Origin of the sequence: Burkholderia sp. 9120 (assembly GCF_000745015.1) — a bacterium.
In the GTDB taxonomy this organism is placed as follows: domain Bacteria; phylum Pseudomonadota; class Gammaproteobacteria; order Burkholderiales; family Burkholderiaceae; genus Paraburkholderia.
In genome coordinates this window covers 5,029,332-5,043,547 of the sequence record NZ_JQNA01000002.1, presented here as the reverse complement: position 1 = coordinate 5,043,547, position 14,216 = coordinate 5,029,332, and the positions used below count along the sequence as shown (strand labels likewise).

At 60.6% G+C, this 14,216-nt stretch carries 15 protein-coding genes; 11 read left to right on the top strand and 4 right to left on the bottom strand.

Features of this window, described 5'->3' with window-relative positions; all coding sequences use genetic code 11:
* The first annotated feature begins 50 nt into the window (after nt 1-50).
* On the top strand, nt 51-854 hold the full coding sequence (locus FA94_RS30585) for a lipid II flippase Amj family protein (protein ID WP_035558501.1): 804 nt from the start codon (nt 51-53) through the stop codon (nt 852-854).
* Between the two features lie 13 nt (nt 855-867).
* On the opposite strand, the gene FA94_RS30580 is transcribed toward FA94_RS30585, so the two are convergent.
* Nucleotides 868-1,152 carry a cupin domain-containing protein gene (locus FA94_RS30580; RefSeq protein ID WP_035558498.1) on the bottom strand — a complete coding sequence of 95 codons (285 nt, stop codon included), beginning with the start codon at nt 1,150-1,152 and terminating at the stop codon, nt 868-870.
* Between the two features lie 236 nt (nt 1,153-1,388).
* Between FA94_RS30580 and FA94_RS30575 the strand changes: the two genes are divergently transcribed.
* Together FA94_RS30575 and FA94_RS39620 are read left to right on the top strand one after the other, a co-directional pair.
* Nucleotides 1,389-2,240 carry an AraC family transcriptional regulator gene (locus tag FA94_RS30575; RefSeq protein ID WP_035558494.1) on the top strand — a complete coding sequence of 284 codons (852 nt, stop codon included), beginning with the start codon at nt 1,389-1,391 and terminating at the stop codon, nt 2,238-2,240.
* 547 nt (nt 2,241-2,787) lie between these two features.
* A complete protein-coding gene (locus FA94_RS39620) occupies nt 2,788-3,141 on the top strand; it encodes a HisS family protein (RefSeq protein ID WP_231585068.1) in 354 nt (117 codons plus the stop codon).
* Between the two features lie 63 nt (nt 3,142-3,204).
* Here FA94_RS39620 and FA94_RS30565 read toward each other — a convergent pair whose 3' ends face one another.
* Nucleotides 3,205-4,410: a serine hydrolase domain-containing protein gene (locus tag FA94_RS30565; RefSeq protein ID WP_231585067.1), complete on the bottom strand. Its 1,206-nt coding sequence runs from the start codon at nt 4,408-4,410 to the stop codon at nt 3,205-3,207.
* A gap of 222 nt (nt 4,411-4,632) precedes the next feature.
* Between FA94_RS30565 and FA94_RS30560 the strand changes: the two genes are divergently transcribed.
* A complete protein-coding gene (locus tag FA94_RS30560; protein WP_197070262.1) occupies nt 4,633-5,163 on the top strand; it encodes a GNAT family N-acetyltransferase in 531 nt (176 codons plus the stop codon).
* Between the two features lie 60 nt (nt 5,164-5,223).
* Here the strand turns inward: FA94_RS30560 and FA94_RS30555 are convergent, their stop codons facing one another.
* Nucleotides 5,224-5,709, bottom strand: coding sequence for a GNAT family N-acetyltransferase (locus tag FA94_RS30555; RefSeq protein ID WP_035558488.1), 486 nt, complete (start codon nt 5,707-5,709; stop codon nt 5,224-5,226).
* Between the two features lie 269 nt (nt 5,710-5,978).
* Here FA94_RS30555 and FA94_RS30550 point away from each other — a divergent pair, with 269 nt between their 5' ends.
* From FA94_RS30550 to FA94_RS38890, 3 genes are all read left to right on the top strand, one after another.
* Nucleotides 5,979-6,644 carry a GntR family transcriptional regulator gene (locus FA94_RS30550; RefSeq protein ID WP_035558485.1) on the top strand — a complete coding sequence of 222 codons (666 nt, stop codon included), beginning with the start codon at nt 5,979-5,981 and terminating at the stop codon, nt 6,642-6,644.
* Entirely contained in the window at nt 6,628-7,887 is a 1,260-nt protein-coding gene (locus tag FA94_RS30545) for a dicarboxylate/amino acid:cation symporter (RefSeq protein ID WP_035558482.1), read from the top strand. Before FA94_RS30550 ends, FA94_RS30545 begins: the two co-directional genes overlap by 17 nt.
* A gap of 241 nt (nt 7,888-8,128) precedes the next feature.
* Nucleotides 8,129-8,548, top strand: coding sequence for a hypothetical protein (locus FA94_RS38890; RefSeq protein ID WP_156126741.1), 420 nt, complete (start codon nt 8,129-8,131; stop codon nt 8,546-8,548).
* A gap of 51 nt (nt 8,549-8,599) precedes the next feature.
* On the opposite strand, the gene FA94_RS30535 is transcribed toward FA94_RS38890, so the two are convergent.
* Nucleotides 8,600-9,100, bottom strand: coding sequence for a GNAT family N-acetyltransferase (locus FA94_RS30535; RefSeq protein ID WP_035558476.1), 501 nt, complete (start codon nt 9,098-9,100; stop codon nt 8,600-8,602).
* A 472-nt stretch (nt 9,101-9,572) separates the two neighbouring features.
* On the opposite strand from FA94_RS30535, the gene FA94_RS30530 reads away from it, so the two are divergent.
* The 4 genes from FA94_RS30530 (at nt 9,573) to FA94_RS30515 (ending at nt 14,191) form a co-directional block, all read left to right on the top strand.
* Nucleotides 9,573-10,115: a PaaI family thioesterase gene (locus tag FA94_RS30530; protein ID WP_035558473.1), complete on the top strand. Its 543-nt coding sequence runs from the start codon at nt 9,573-9,575 to the stop codon at nt 10,113-10,115.
* A 54-nt stretch (nt 10,116-10,169) separates the two neighbouring features.
* A complete protein-coding gene (bla, locus tag FA94_RS30525) occupies nt 10,170-11,003 on the top strand; it encodes a class A beta-lactamase (protein WP_353611452.1) in 834 nt (277 codons plus the stop codon).
* Complete coding sequence (locus FA94_RS30520; RefSeq protein ID WP_035558470.1) at nt 11,000-12,127, top strand: acyltransferase family protein; 1,128 nt, start codon at nt 11,000-11,002, stop codon at nt 12,125-12,127. Before bla ends, FA94_RS30520 begins: the two co-directional genes overlap by 4 nt.
* Before the next feature lie 252 nt (nt 12,128-12,379).
* Nucleotides 12,380-14,191, top strand: coding sequence for a methyl-accepting chemotaxis protein (locus FA94_RS30515; RefSeq protein ID WP_035558467.1), 1,812 nt, complete (start codon nt 12,380-12,382; stop codon nt 14,189-14,191).
* The last annotated feature ends 25 nt before the right edge of the window (nt 14,192-14,216 follow it).

Below are 14,216 nucleotides of genomic sequence, written 5' to 3'. Positions count from 1 at the left end.
GGCTGAGGCGGGTCGGGTAGACTCTCTCGGCCCGGACTCCCGTCACGCTCATGGATACCCAACTGATCATCATCTGCGCGCTCACGTTCGTGATCCACGTTATCGCGACCCTGGCCTACGCCGTTCGGATCGCCGGGGTTCGTACCCGACGGATCGCCGTTTCGTTCGCGTTGTTCGGCATCATCGCGCTGGTGTCGCGCACGGCGAACTCGTTCCAGGGGCCGTTTCTGGCGAAGCGGGTCGAAGAAGATCTCGCCCATCACGTACAGGCCGGCATGCTGGGGGATTTCCGGCTTTTCCTGTTGGCGGCGACGCTTGCCACGGTCGTGGGGGCGTTTCTCATTCCCACCTTTCAGCGCTACTTCAGCCGCGCGGTGATTCATTTCCAGGTGCATCGATCGATTCCGCGGCTGGCGCTTCATGCGTTCAGCCGCGGTGGAATCGCGTACATTCGCGGCGGTGCTCGCCTGCCTGCCAGAGAAAACGTGACGCAATTGACGTCCGATGCCGGCGTGTCGTGGAAAGTGATTACGCTGAATGTCTTCGCCATGTCGCTTTGGACGGTCGGCGTTTTTGCGTCGCTATACGCGGGGTTTTTGAAACCGGAGTTGCGCGTGACCTGCGCGAATCTTTCTTCGGTGATCAATGGATTCGCGACGATCGTGCTGACGGTCGTTATCGACCCGCAAATATCCGTCATGACGGACGACGTCATAGAAGGGCGCGTCACGGAAAACCGATTCCGGCGCGCCATCACCACGCTGATCGGCGCGCGGGTCGTGGGAACCCTGCTCGCGCAATTGATGCTGGTGCCGGCCGCGTTTCTGATTGTGCGTGTGGCCGAGGCGATCTGATGCGCGCGATCGGCTAGCGAATCTCCACCTCGATGAACACGACCTCGTGATCGGTCGCGTTGACGACGTTGTGCTCGACGCCTTTTAGCCCGGCATAACTCTGTCCGGCTCGCAGTTGCGTTTCGCGATTGCCTTGCGTCGTCTCTAGCAGAAGCTGTCCGTCGGTTTGCGGCACGACGACATAGTCATGTCCGTGTCGATGCCAGCCGGTCTCGGCCCCGGGCGCAAAACGCCATTCAGTGACGATCACGCGTTCGTTCGATACCTGTTGCGTGGAAATTGCGGGCGGACGATTCATGGGCGTAGCCTCAGTGGACTGGGGACGAGGTTCGTTGCAGCACGCGTGACGCGCAACACGGCTGAAAGGCATTCTGAAGCTCACGCAATTCTTTTCATATGGACAGTGCTGTCGCCTCGACCAACACAGTTGAGCCGGCCTGGTCGCCGGGGTTCGCCAGACATCGCGCAAGAACGATCAAATGAAACGTCGGCCGATATCGTATATTCCCGTCGGACACTTATCTTGGGAACGGTATGAATCCGGTTACAAAGGCGCTGTGGTTTATTGAAATCGAACTTGGCGACGAACTCACGCTCGAGCGAATTTCAGCGACTTGCGGCATGTCGCGCTTCGGTCTGTCACGCCTCTTCTCGATGAGTACAGGTTGGCCTGTCATGCGCTACGTCCGTTCACGACGGTTGACGCGCGCCGCGCGCTCGTTGACGCAGGGCGCACCGGATATTCTCAGCGTGGCGATCGACGCCGGATATGGTTCTCACGAGGCATTCACGCGCGCCTTTCACGATTTGTTCGGCGTCACGCCCGAACAGGTGCGGGCACGGCGCGATCTCGATGGTCTTTCTCTGGCGGAGCCGCTACGTATGAAAGAAACGAAACTCACTGATATAGCCGAGCCGCGTTTCGAAATGAGCGAAAGCTTGCTGATCGCCGGAATAGGCGGTCGCTTCACGTTCGAAACCAACGAAGGCATTCCAGCGCTTTGGCAGACTTTCAACCCGTACATTGGCAACTTGCCCGACCAGCTGAGTTGCGTGACCTACGGCGTGTGCTGCAGCGCGGATGGGGAGGGCGGATTCGACTACATCGCGGGTGTGCAGGTGAGAAGCCGGGACCGTTTGCCCGCCGCTTTCCGCTGCGTGGAAATCGAACCGCAGCGCTACGCCGTCTTTGAACATAAAGGACACATCTCGACGTTGCACGAAACGGTCCACAGCATCTGGAATAAATGGCTGCCGGAGTCGGGCATGGAGGCGGCGGAAGCGCCCGAGTTCGAGCGCTATAGCGAAGACTTCGATCCCTGCGCGGGGGCGGGTGTTCTGGAGATCTGGTTGCCGGTCAAAGACGGCGTACGTCGGTCGGGTTGATCGGATCGACGTACGAGACAAATTTTGCAGGCACACAAAAACTTATTAGTGTGCGACTATGGAGAACATGGAACCCCGTAACGTCCCGAGCAAGTTTCATCATCATCACGGTCGCAATGCATTGCGCCGTGGTTCGTTACGTCCATAGCAAGGAACGCGGGATTTCAACTCCCTTCCCTGCACGTACAACCAAGGCGCCCCTCAGGCGCCTTTTTTTATTTCCAGCACCTTTACACCACTAAATTAGAGAGGTTTCTCATGACCATGATTCGCGGAACTCGCTTCGTCGTTGGGAAAGAGGCGGCACAGATACGCGCACTGGAAAATCAATTCCGGAGTTATCTTCATTGACCTTGGCGCGGAGGAGGCGATCGTTCCTGCGCTATGGTCGCAGGACACGTTTATCCAGAAGGCCGGCGGCAGCGAGATAATCGGCCAGATGTGGGCCTTCCCCGACAAGAAAGGGCGACCCTGTTGCCTGATTCCAGAAGCGACCGCGCTATTCTAGGAGCGTTGCGCCGAACTGCTGGATCGACAACCGGAACGGATGTTGTTCTATATCGCGCGGTGCTATCGCTATGAGCGGCCACAGGCCGGTCGCTATCGCGAGTTCTCGCAACTCGGATTCGAGTACCTGTGCGCCGATCCCGACTTCGCGACGAGACGCAGTCAGGAGATCGTGACGGGCTTTTTCGATTCGCTCGGACTTCGCTACGAGATCGACACCGCGGCGAGGAGAGGCCTTAGCTACTATCTGAACGGCCGGGGTTTCGAGTTGCGTTGTACCGAACTCGGCGCGCAACAGCAAGTGGTGGGTGGTGGGGCGTATCGCGAGGGAGCGGGTTTCGGCATTGGCGCGGAGCGGCTGCTGCTGGCCATGACGGCTCAAGGGCTGATCTAGCGAGATTCATCGCGTGGGAAGGCTGGGCGATTGGAATTAGCCGCAAGCCTTCCCGCGCTTACGTTATCCGAATTGGGCGACCAGCGCGTTCCACAACGCGTAGACCTCTCGCATGCCGGGGTCATGATCGCTAGTCCATATGGCTGTTTGCACGAGTACGAGCTTCGAGCGTGGGTCGACGATAATTCTTTGGCCGTCCATGCCTTGCAACGCGAACATACGGTGGTCGCCGGGCAAAATCCACACCTGGTAACCATAGCCGAATAGCGGATTGGCCCTGCCCGGGGCGAGAAAGCTATCGGGAGAGGCGACGCTGGTCGCTTGTAGCACCCAGTTACGCGGCACGATCTGCTGCCCGTTCCACTTGCCGTCATAGGCCAGCATCAGTCCAAGTCTCGCCCAATCACGCAGCGTGGCGTTCACGCAGCAGTAGGTATTGTCCAGCCCGGTCGCGTCATGTCCCCACGATGCATCGGATTCCATGCCCATCTTCTTCCAGATGCGCTCGCTCGCATACTGCGCGACGGACTGATGCGTTGCATGACTTAAAACCAGACCGAGTACTTCCGTTTCGATACTTGCGTAGCTGAAATGCGTGCCGGGTGCGTGGTCGCGCTGATTGAAGCGCCTGACAGCTTCGATGGCTCCCGCGCCGTGCGGGCTGAAGAGATCGCGGCCTAGTTTGTCGCGATCGTCGCCTGCGTTGCTGTCTTCGAAGAAATGGACGCCGGAAGACATATGCAGCAGATCGCGAATTGACGTTTGGCCGTAGGCGGTGTCGGCCAACTGCGGTACATAGACATCCGCAAGATCGTCGATCGAGTGAATCGCGCCTTCCGATATGGCGATACCGATCAACATGCCGACAATCGTTTTCGCCATGGATTGCGACATGAAGCGATCGGTGTCCTTCCGGGCGTAGCGATAGTGTTCGTAAAGAATCGTGTCGCCGCGCGCGATCAGCAGGCCGGTCACCGGATTACGATCGAGGTAGTCGTTGACACTGCGATACTGGCCTCCGTACGGATAGTTCAGTACGAGTTCGTGTTCGGCAGTTTTGAGTGTGGACGCAACGCCGGCTTTGGCAATCAGATTGCTCGGATGAACCTCGTCGAAATGGCTGTAGTAGCCGACAAACTGCGCTTGCGTTCTGGGCTTGCCCGGCACGGGCAGCGGATAATGATCCGCGGCGCCGTAAGCGTCGGCGGCATAGCCGGTGTCGGAGAACACCGCGTCCGACTGCGCCACCGCACATGACAATGCAAGCATGCAGCCTGCGACCACCCTAACGCTTTGCCGCATTGCACCGCTCCTTTCTTGTTGTAATCGAGGTAGATGTTCGCCGCGAAACCGGTACTCACTCAACGGCCGAGAACTAATCCGGTTGACCACGGTAAACCGATTTTCAGGCGAGGTGAGAGTCAGCGGGCTATTCGCAAGGAATGGATTCACGTACTCTGTGCGATCTCTTTCTTCGAGTTGGCAGCCTTGATGAAACGATTGCCCAACGCACAAGCCATTACGATTGAATCAACGCGGCTTCTTATCCAACCGTTCTCACCCGCCGACGCCGACGCCGCGTTCTCATGCATCACCTTATCGCTGACGCGTTACATGGCGTGGGAGCCGGCGGCCTCGCGGGATGAATTCGACCGCATCTGGCAGGGCTGGCTACCGTCCATCGAAAACGGATCGGATTATGTTTTCGCCATCCGTCACCGCACCGACGGAGGCTTTCTCGGTTTGGTCGGACTTCACTACGTGAACACCGGGAAGCAGGAACTCGGCATCTGGATTCGGGAAGATCGTCATGGCGAACATTTCGGTCGCGAAGCCGTCACGCTGGTTGCGCGGTGGGCAACGCAAACCCTTGGCGCCGAGAGCTTTATCTACCCGGTTGCCGAAGAGAACCTGCCCAGCCGGCGCATTGCCGAATCGCTAGGCGGCGTGATCGTGGAGCACTGCGAGCGGCCGAAATACAAGGCGGTTATTTATCGGATCCCCGCCGTCTATTGCCAGTGAGCGCCGCTTGAGAACAATGCCGATTATCTCCACGTCATTGCCAGTGCGAGCCTTTGTCTGCTACTCGACATCCGTAACAGGCTCTCCCGGCAGGACGTAGTGCATTTCATAGAACAACACGTCGCCCCGCGTCGGTAAGGTAAACGGAGGAGACGCGGAAGCGAACCCGAGCGCCTCATAAAACCCTCGCGCGCTTTCCCGCGCCGTACACCAGACGATACGTCCGCCTTCCTTGCGCGCATGATCGAAGCACAGTTTGATCAGCATCCGGCCAAAGCCGTACCGCTGCATCGACGGTTCCACGGCCACGCCGCGTAATCTCCACGCGTGATCGCCGGGAGAGCCGGGAAAGGCTTCCTGACACACCGTTGCAGCCGCAACGATAGCGTCGCCGTCGCAGATCGCCAGATGCAACGTCGAGTCCTGATCGTCGCCGCGGAATCGGCACTGCGACGTATCGCCGTCCAGCAGAACAGAAGTCCGGATCGGATAGACCTGCTCGGCTGGAACCGAGCGTATGGCGAACAGCGAACGATCACGCAGCATAAATTGAGTCCGTACCTACAAAGTGAATGGCGCCCGAAAGGGGCGAATAGTTTATTTCGGGAAGCATCTTTAAACTTTGATCCAGGTCTCCCTGATCGGCCAACAGAGCCGCCTGGAATTTCATATCTATGCGCTTCAGATCAATCTGCAATCTGGAATGAATAGAGTGAGTACCTATCAAAAATAATAGTTGCGCGGTGCTCGCATTAGAGCAATCATCGCCAACGTTGTAAATACAGTTTATTCGAGAGAGCCAACTGAGATCTCAGATGTTAGAGGAAACTCAATCCGATACGCAGTCCGCATATGTCCAGCTCCGCACGAGAATTCTCGATGGGCGGCTGGCGCCGGGTCATCCGCTTTCGCCCCGCAATGTGGCGGAAGATCTGATGCTCGGGCACACGCCTGTGCGTTCCGCAATTCAACGGCTGGTTGTCGAAGGGCTGGTCGAGGTCATTCCTAAAAAAGGCACCTACGTCTCGGCGCCGACGAACAACGATCTGCGGGAAATCTTCGAGGTTCGTCTGGCGTTGGAAAGCACGGCGGCGTATCTGGCTGCGGTCAACGGCGCGACGGAAGGATTGACCCGAGCGGCTGCGCAAATGCAGCAGTTGCTCGAACAACCTTCCACCAATCTATCGGTCGAGCAGCGCACGGGCTGGGTGTTTCATCAGGAGATGTTCGCGGCCTCCCGCAACGAACGTTTATTCACCACATACAAGGTGCTCCGCGCGCAAACGGGGTTGGCGCTGAACGAACTGCATCGCGACGATGTAGCGACGGTTCGACGCGGCACGCTGGAACACCTGAACATCTACGCCGCGATCAAGGCCAACGAGCCGGAGGCGGCGCGACGTCATATGTGGAATCACATCATCGATGGCACTGACGCAAGAATCAATCTAATAAGGGCTCAGAATGAAACCGTCAAGTAAGCGGATCTCCATGCCGGTGCAGATGCTGGTGGGTCTCGCGCTAGGCATCCTCGCCGGTATTTATGTCCCGGACCTCAGCGCGAAGCTGTCGTTTATCTCCGCGATTTTCGCGCACGCCATCAAGATGGTCGTGATGCCGCTGATTCTGTTGTCCGTCACGCTCGGCGCGTTTCGGGCGGGCGTGCAGCGCGGGCATCTGGGCAAGACGGCGATGCTGAGCATCGGCTTTTTTCTGCTCATGACGCTGCTGGCCAGCGCGCTCGGCCTGGGGCTCAATATGCTGTTCCGGCCGGGACTCGGCGCGAGCCTCGCGCAAACCGCCGTGATGCCGAAGAACCTCGCGCCGGGAATCGACTGGACGAAGTTCGTCGTCGACCTGGTGCCGGCGAATATCGTGGCGGCGCTGGCTGAAGGGAACGCGTTGCCGGTGCTGGTTTTCGGCGTGTTACTGGGTTCGGCGCTGTCCGTGGTCGAGGACCGCGCGGCGCCGCTGGTCGCCGTGTTCGAATCTCTGCTGGCCGCACTCTTCAAGATGATCGAATGGGTCATCGCGTTGTCGCCGTTTGCCGTGTTTGCGGGGCTGGCGGCGTTGGTGTCGTCGAAGGGGATTGCTTCCATCACGCCGCTGCTCAAGTTGCTGGGCGTCGCGTACCTCGGCATGGCGATCCTGGCGGTGGTGCTCACGCTGATCATCAAGCTGGTCGGATTGTCGCCGCGCGCGGTGATCAAGCATGTCAGCGAGCCGCTGATTCTCGCGTTCAGTACGCGTTCGTCGGAAATCACGTTTCCGGTCCATCTAAAGCGGCTGACGGAAATGGGCGTGCCGTCGTCCGTCGCGTCGACCATCTTGCCGCTGTCGTACATTTTCAATCGCGACGGCGCGGTGCTGTACACGGCGCTGGCCGTCGGCTATCTCGCGGATGCCTATCACCTGGCGTGGACCTGGCCGCTGGTGTTCACGATCATCGTGCTGACGATCATCACGATCGACGGCGCAGCTAATGTGCCGTCCGGCGCGATCGTGGCGATCACGGCGATCCTGTCGGCGGTCGGCTTGCCGCCCGAAGCCGTGTTGCTGATTCTCGGCCTCGACGCGTTTTTCGACATGGGCCGTACGGCGCTCAACGTCTATGCGAGCACGGTCGCCACCGCGGTTGCAATGCGCATTTCCGGCGAGGCGCCGTCGGAGCCCATAGCCGGCAGTCACGCCGCGACGCTGCGGTCTTTACATGAGAATGCCTGACTTGGAGGCCGCTATGGCTGAGAAGTGGAGTTGTGCGGCGCATGGTCCGGCCGGTGAATCGCGAGTGATCAGCGGCAGGGCGAATCAATCGAACGGCTCGCGAGCTTCGCAACGGCGCGTCTGCGGCGATGGCGTGCTGGAAAAACGTGTCGCGGAGGCGTTGAACGCGCGCCCCGCCGCGCGTGCTCCGGGCGCTGCGCAGGCAACGCGGGGCGATAGCGGGGAACAAGGTGTTCATCCCATGCTGATGCGTGAACTGACTGCGATCTGGCAGCAGGCGGATACCGCTTACTCGTTCGGCGGGGAATGGCAACGGTCCTTCGCGCTGGGGGAAATCGCTGACCGGTTGGCGGTGGTAATCAGCGACGGGGTGGCGTTTTCCGGCGAATGTGCCGCGCCCGCCGTGACGGAGAGGCTTGCGGGCGACATGGACGCGCCGGCGTCGTCCGATGGATTCGATGCGTTGCGCGAGCTTCTCGAACTGGAAGACCTGCGCGATACGATCAATGACCGCAAAGCGTGCGGTGACGATGGTCTGGATGCCATGGTGACCGAGTATGAGGCGCGGATGTCGCTCGCCTGGGCGCGTGCGCGCCGTGTCGTAGCGCGCGGGCTGGCGTCGGGTCAGTATGCGGAAGCGCAATCGGGCGCGGTGCGGTAGGGACCGTTGCGGGCGCGTGAAGCGGCAGCGACGTCCCGGTCAGACGGCGACTTAACGCGCCGCTTTCTCGTAGAGCGACGCGACGTAGTCCCTTAGCTCCGGAATGGGGCGGGTTCCGATCCGTACAAAACCGAGCGACTCATAGTGAGCGCAGAGCTTTGTATTCCTTTGGTCGCAATCCAGTCGAAGAAAACGCCGGTTTCGGGCGCTGACCTGATTCGCGCACCAGTCCATTGCGAAACCGCCAATGCCGAGTCCACGACAGCCATTGCGCACGGCGATCCGGTGGACATAACCGGCGACCGGCTCCTGAATCCCCCAGTACTTTTCGTCTTGCCACGAGAGCGACATGGTCGCGACGCAGACACCGTCCTGCTCGATGACGTAGGCTTCACTACGCGTAATGGTCTGCAGCACACCGGCCTTGGTCCATCCCGTCTGTCCCCACGCCACGTCGCCTTGCCGGAGCTTGTACGCGACTGCGTCGTTCAGGATCTCGGTGAGGTCGGAAACGTGTTCCGCCGCCGCTCGATGTACGGTTCTCGTTGGCATTGACAATGTCTCCGCGTGCCCAGTGTTTTTGTGCAATCTTTTCTTTTCAATCGACGTGTGAGCGTCTCTTCACAGGTCGGAAGTTGTCTAATAGTTGTGCGTGAATATAAATGAAAGCCGAATAAAGGCAAACGAATCTGAAGCGGACGCGGACGCCAAAATGGTTGAGGATTGTCGCACATTTGAGTGGGAGGACTCTCTCGTGTGTCCTGTTTCGAAGCAGTGCGGAGACTCTGGAAAGTACATTTTGTATTTAAATACCTGTCACTATTCGGCCGCCATGGCGAAGGCAATGCCCTTTTCAAGGAAAACCTCTAAAACGCATGGGATGTGGACACACCGGACCTCCCTGCCATTCACGTTGGCCGCAGTGGATGCACGTCGCCACAGGTCCGTTGTCTCGGCGCAGCAGTGACGACCAAATGATGATTTAATCGATGCCTTCGATTTTCATTCGTCTGGGAGACCTGCTTTGACTCACGAACAAACCCTCGAACACTGGCTGGCGAAAGAACAGGAAGTCCTTGCTAGTGTCAACGCCGGTCCGGGACCGGGCCTTGCGAGTCCGGAGCAGGTTGCGGGCAAGACAGGACTGGAAGTCTTGCAGGCGATGATCGCCGGTGAATTGCCTTATGCCGCGATCGCCAAGACGCTCGACTTCACCTTGATCGAAGTGTCGGCAGGCCAGGCGGTGTTTCAGGGCACGCCGCTCGCCCAGCATCTGAATCCGCTCGGCACCGTTCACGGCGGCTGGATGGCGACGCTACTCGACTCCGCGCTGGGTTGCTCGGTACACACCTTGATGCCGGTCGGACGCGGCTATACGACTGCCGAACTGAGCGTGAACTATGTGAAGGCCGTGCTGCCCCGCGTGCAGCGTGTGCGCGCCGAGGGCAAAGTGATCCACTGTGGCCGTCAACTGGCGACCGCCGAAGCGCGCCTCGTCGGCCCCGATGGCACGCTCTACGCGCACGCCACGACGACCTGCCTCGTGTTCGAAATCCCCAACCGATAAGCCATTACGTTGAAGACTTCCAGAACACGCCGCCGTCTTGCCCTTGGACTCCCTCTGCTGCTCGGTATAGGTAGCGGCATCTCCACACCGCTTTTCGCGGCTGAATCTCCGATAGCCGGGATCGAACGTCGCTACGGCGGCCGCCTCGGCCTATTCGCCGTCGACACCGGCTCAGGACGAACGCTAGCCTATCGCGCCGACGAGCGATTCCTGATGTGCAGCACCTTCAAAGGTTTGCTCGTTGCGCAGGTGCTCGCCCGCGTCGACGCCGGCAAGGAGACACTCGAACGCCTCGTGCATTACACCGAGCGTGACCTCATTTTCACGTCGCCGATTACCAAAGCGAACGTGGCGCAGGGTGCCATGTCGGTCGGCGCGCTCTGTCAGGCCGCCGTCGAGGTGAGCGACAACACCGCCGCGATCCTGTTGATGAGAAGCACTGGCGGCCCCGCGGCACTGACCCGTTTCATGCGAGGTCTCGGCGATTCCGTTACGCGCTCCGATCGTTACGAACCCGAGTCGAACCAATATAGCGGCTTGCTCGATACCACGACACCGAGGGCCATCGCGACATCGGCCGCGCGTATTCTTTTGGGCGATGTATTGAGCCATCAAGCGCGCCGGCAACTCGAAGAGTGGATGGTCGCCTGCAAGCCGGGACTCAACCGGCTTCGCGCTGCCTTGCCCGCGAACTGGCTTGCGGGCGACCGTCCCGGCACGAGCGTGGAACGCGAAACCAACGACTACGCAATCGTGCGTCCGCCGGGCCGGGCGCCATTGCTCGTCGCCGCTTATTACGATGCACCGGGCGTCAGCATGGAGCTTCGCGAGACCGTATTGCGCGAAGCCGGCCACGGTTTCGTGGAGTGGGCCAAGGCGAGCGCATGAACGAAGCCGGTCAGCGTAACCGGCGGATCGATCTGATTCGCGGCGTGTCGATTCTGCTCGTGTTGTTTCATCACTTCAATATTGCTTACCACCTGAACGACACGACGCTAGCCGCCACATTCGGCTGGAATGCCGTTCGTGCGGTTGCGCGTAACGGCAATTACGGCGTGACGATGTTCTTCGTGATCTCGGGCTTCCTGATCACATCGAATGCCGCGCGGCGTTGGGCGGGACTCGGCAGTGTCGATACACGGGCGTTCTACGCGCGGCGCGTGGCTCGCATCGTGCCTTGCCTGCTGTTGCTGCTCGCCATCGTCAACGTGGCCGCGCTGGCGGGGCTGGCGATGTTCCAGAATCACGCACCGGCCGGCACATCGGTTTCTTTCTGGATCGTGAACCTGGCGTCGCTGACCTTCTGGATGAACGTGCTGATCGCCGCGCGCGGCTGGGTCAATTATCCGCTGGGCGTGCTGTGGTCGTTGTCGGTCGAGGAAGTGTTTTATCTGGCGTTTCCGCTTCTGTGCATCGTGCTTCGTCGCGAGTCGCGGCTGCTTGCATTCTGGTTGGTGATTGCCGCTATTGGCCCGCTGTATCGCTTCACGCATCAGAGCGACGAAGGTGGGTTCCTCTACGCGTATTTCGCGTGCTTCGACGGGATCGCGATTGGTTGCTGCGCGGCAGTGCTCGCGAAACGATTCGTGCTGCGGGGTCGCGGGGCGGTCGTGCTGCAAGGTGTCGTGGTGGCCGGTATGGCGTACCTGTATCTATATGCGCCCATCGGCGAAACGAATGTTCTCGGCGTCACAGCCATGGCGCTTGGAACGGCGGTGCTGTTATTGGCCGCTTATGAACGGAACGACGCGCCGCGAGAAAAGGGCGCGTGGTATACGGCAACGGCGGGCATCGCGTGGTTCGGGCGGCGCAGCTATGAGCTTTACCTGTTCCACCTGATCGTGCTCGGCGCGATACGTACGGTGCGGTCGCCGCGTGTCGTGATTGGCGATGAAAAACTCCTGCTGCTGGCACTGTTCTTCGCGTTGTCCGCCCTATTGAGTGCCTGCGTAGTGCGGTTTTATTCCGAGCCGCTGAACCGCAAGCTGAGAAACTGGCTTCACGCGGTGTGATCGATTGCAGTCGGGCGGGTAGTCGCTGAGACCCGTCGACTGCCGCTTTAACTCCCTCGCTATCCCCCCCCCGCACCCCGCTTCTCCCTCAAGTTTTCCCCATTCCCGCCGTAGACCGTAAAAGTGGCTTCAGCATTGCGGCCCGGCTTTCGTTGTTTCAGGCGTTGTTTCAGGCGTTGGTTCAGGCGCTGTTTCAAGCTATTGCAGCAGGTATTCCGATTCGTGCAGTACCCATCCTCTCTTCACGAAAACATGATTTCCTCACTCCGAAGCCGCATCCTGATCATTTCTTCCGCCACGGTTATCGGCGCGCTCGCACTATCGGGCACCGCCGCCTACGTCACCGTGCGCGCCAATACGATGGAAACCATCGCGCAGAACCTGAGCGCCATTGCCGGCGCCAACACGCTGGCCATCGACAAGTGGGTCGATGCCAAAGTGCAGGCCGTCAAGGCAACGGCCGACGATGTCGAGCACGGCGATCCGCAAGGCTTTGTCAAGCATATGAGTCGCGCGGACGGCTTCCCGATTACCACCGTCGGCTGGACCGACAAGACCTTTTTCTCGACCAGCGGCACGCCGCCGGATTACGACCCGACCGCGCGTCCCTGGTACAAGGCGGCGATCGCTGCAGGCGGGCTCGTCGTAACGAAACCCTACGGCGACGCGTCGACGGGCATGCCGTTCGTATCGTTCGCCGCGCCGATGATCCGCAATGGCCAGCCGGCCGGTGCGGTGAGCGGCGCGGTGCCGCTCGAAGGCGTGCGCGAAGTGGTCGCCACCGTGCACCCGACGCCGTCGAGCCTCGCGTTCGTCGTAACGCGCGACGGCCAGGTCATCGCGCATCCGGACGCCAGGCTGATCCTCAAACAGTCCACTGACATCTCCACTGCGCTCACGCCCGCCGCGTTGGCCTCGCTCGCGCAAGCCGGCGCGCCGATGGAAGTGGAACTGGGCGGCGTGCCGAAACTGTTGAAGGCGCAACCGGTGACGGGCACTGACTGGTATCTGGTGATCGCGCTCGACAAGGCGGAAGCGACGGCGGGTCTGGCCAACGTGCTGCAGGCGCTCGGCATCGCGATGGTGCTGCTGACGCTGGCGGCGGTCGGTGTCGCCGCGTTCTTCACGTCGCATTCGTTCCGCAGCCTCTCGCAGGTGCGCGATGCGATGGACACGATCGGTTCGGGCAGCGGCGACCTCACGCATCGTCTGCCGGTGGTCGGCAACGACGAGGTGGCGCAGATTTCAGCGTCGTTCAACGCGTTCGTCGACAAGATCGGCACCGTATTGCTCGAAGTGCGGGCCGGTGTGGAGAACATGAAAACCGCGACCGGCGAGATCGAAATGGGCAACCGCGATCTGTCGCAACGCACGGAGACGTCGGCCAGCAATCTGCAGCACACGTCGGCGGCGCTCACGGAATTGACCGCGAGCGTCAAGCAGTCGGCTGAGAGCGCGGTGGAAGCGTCGCGGCTCGCGACCTCGGCGAGCCAGGCGGCGGCGCGCGGCGGCGCGGTCGTGACGAGCGCGGTCAGCACGATGGACGATATCGCGAAGTCGTCGGCGCGGATTACCGAAATCATCAGCGTGATCGACAGCATTGCGTTTCAGACCAACATTCTCGCGCTGAACGCGGCGGTCGAAGCGGCGCGGGCCGGCGAGAACGGTCGCGGTTTCGCGGTGGTGGCCGGCGAAGTGCGCACGCTCGCGCAACGTTGCGCGACGGCCGCGCGCGAGATCAAGGACCTGATCCAGTCGTCGGAAACGAGCGTGGGGACGGGCGCGCAACGCGTGCAGGCGGCCGGCGCGGCGATGCAGGAAATCGTCGATGGGATCGAGCGCGTGAATCGCGTGATCGGCGAGATCGACGGCGCGATGAACGAGCAGAGCGCCGGCATCAGCCAGATTGACCGCAGCGTCGCCGAGATGGACCAGGCAACGCAACAGAACGCCGCGCTGGTCGAGCAATCGACCGCCGCGTCCGCGACGCTCAACGAGCAGGCGCATGGCCTGTCGGGCATCGTGGGGACGTTCAAACTGCGTCACGGCGACGCGCGCGCGTAACTTTCAAAAGCACGGCCGACGGCGC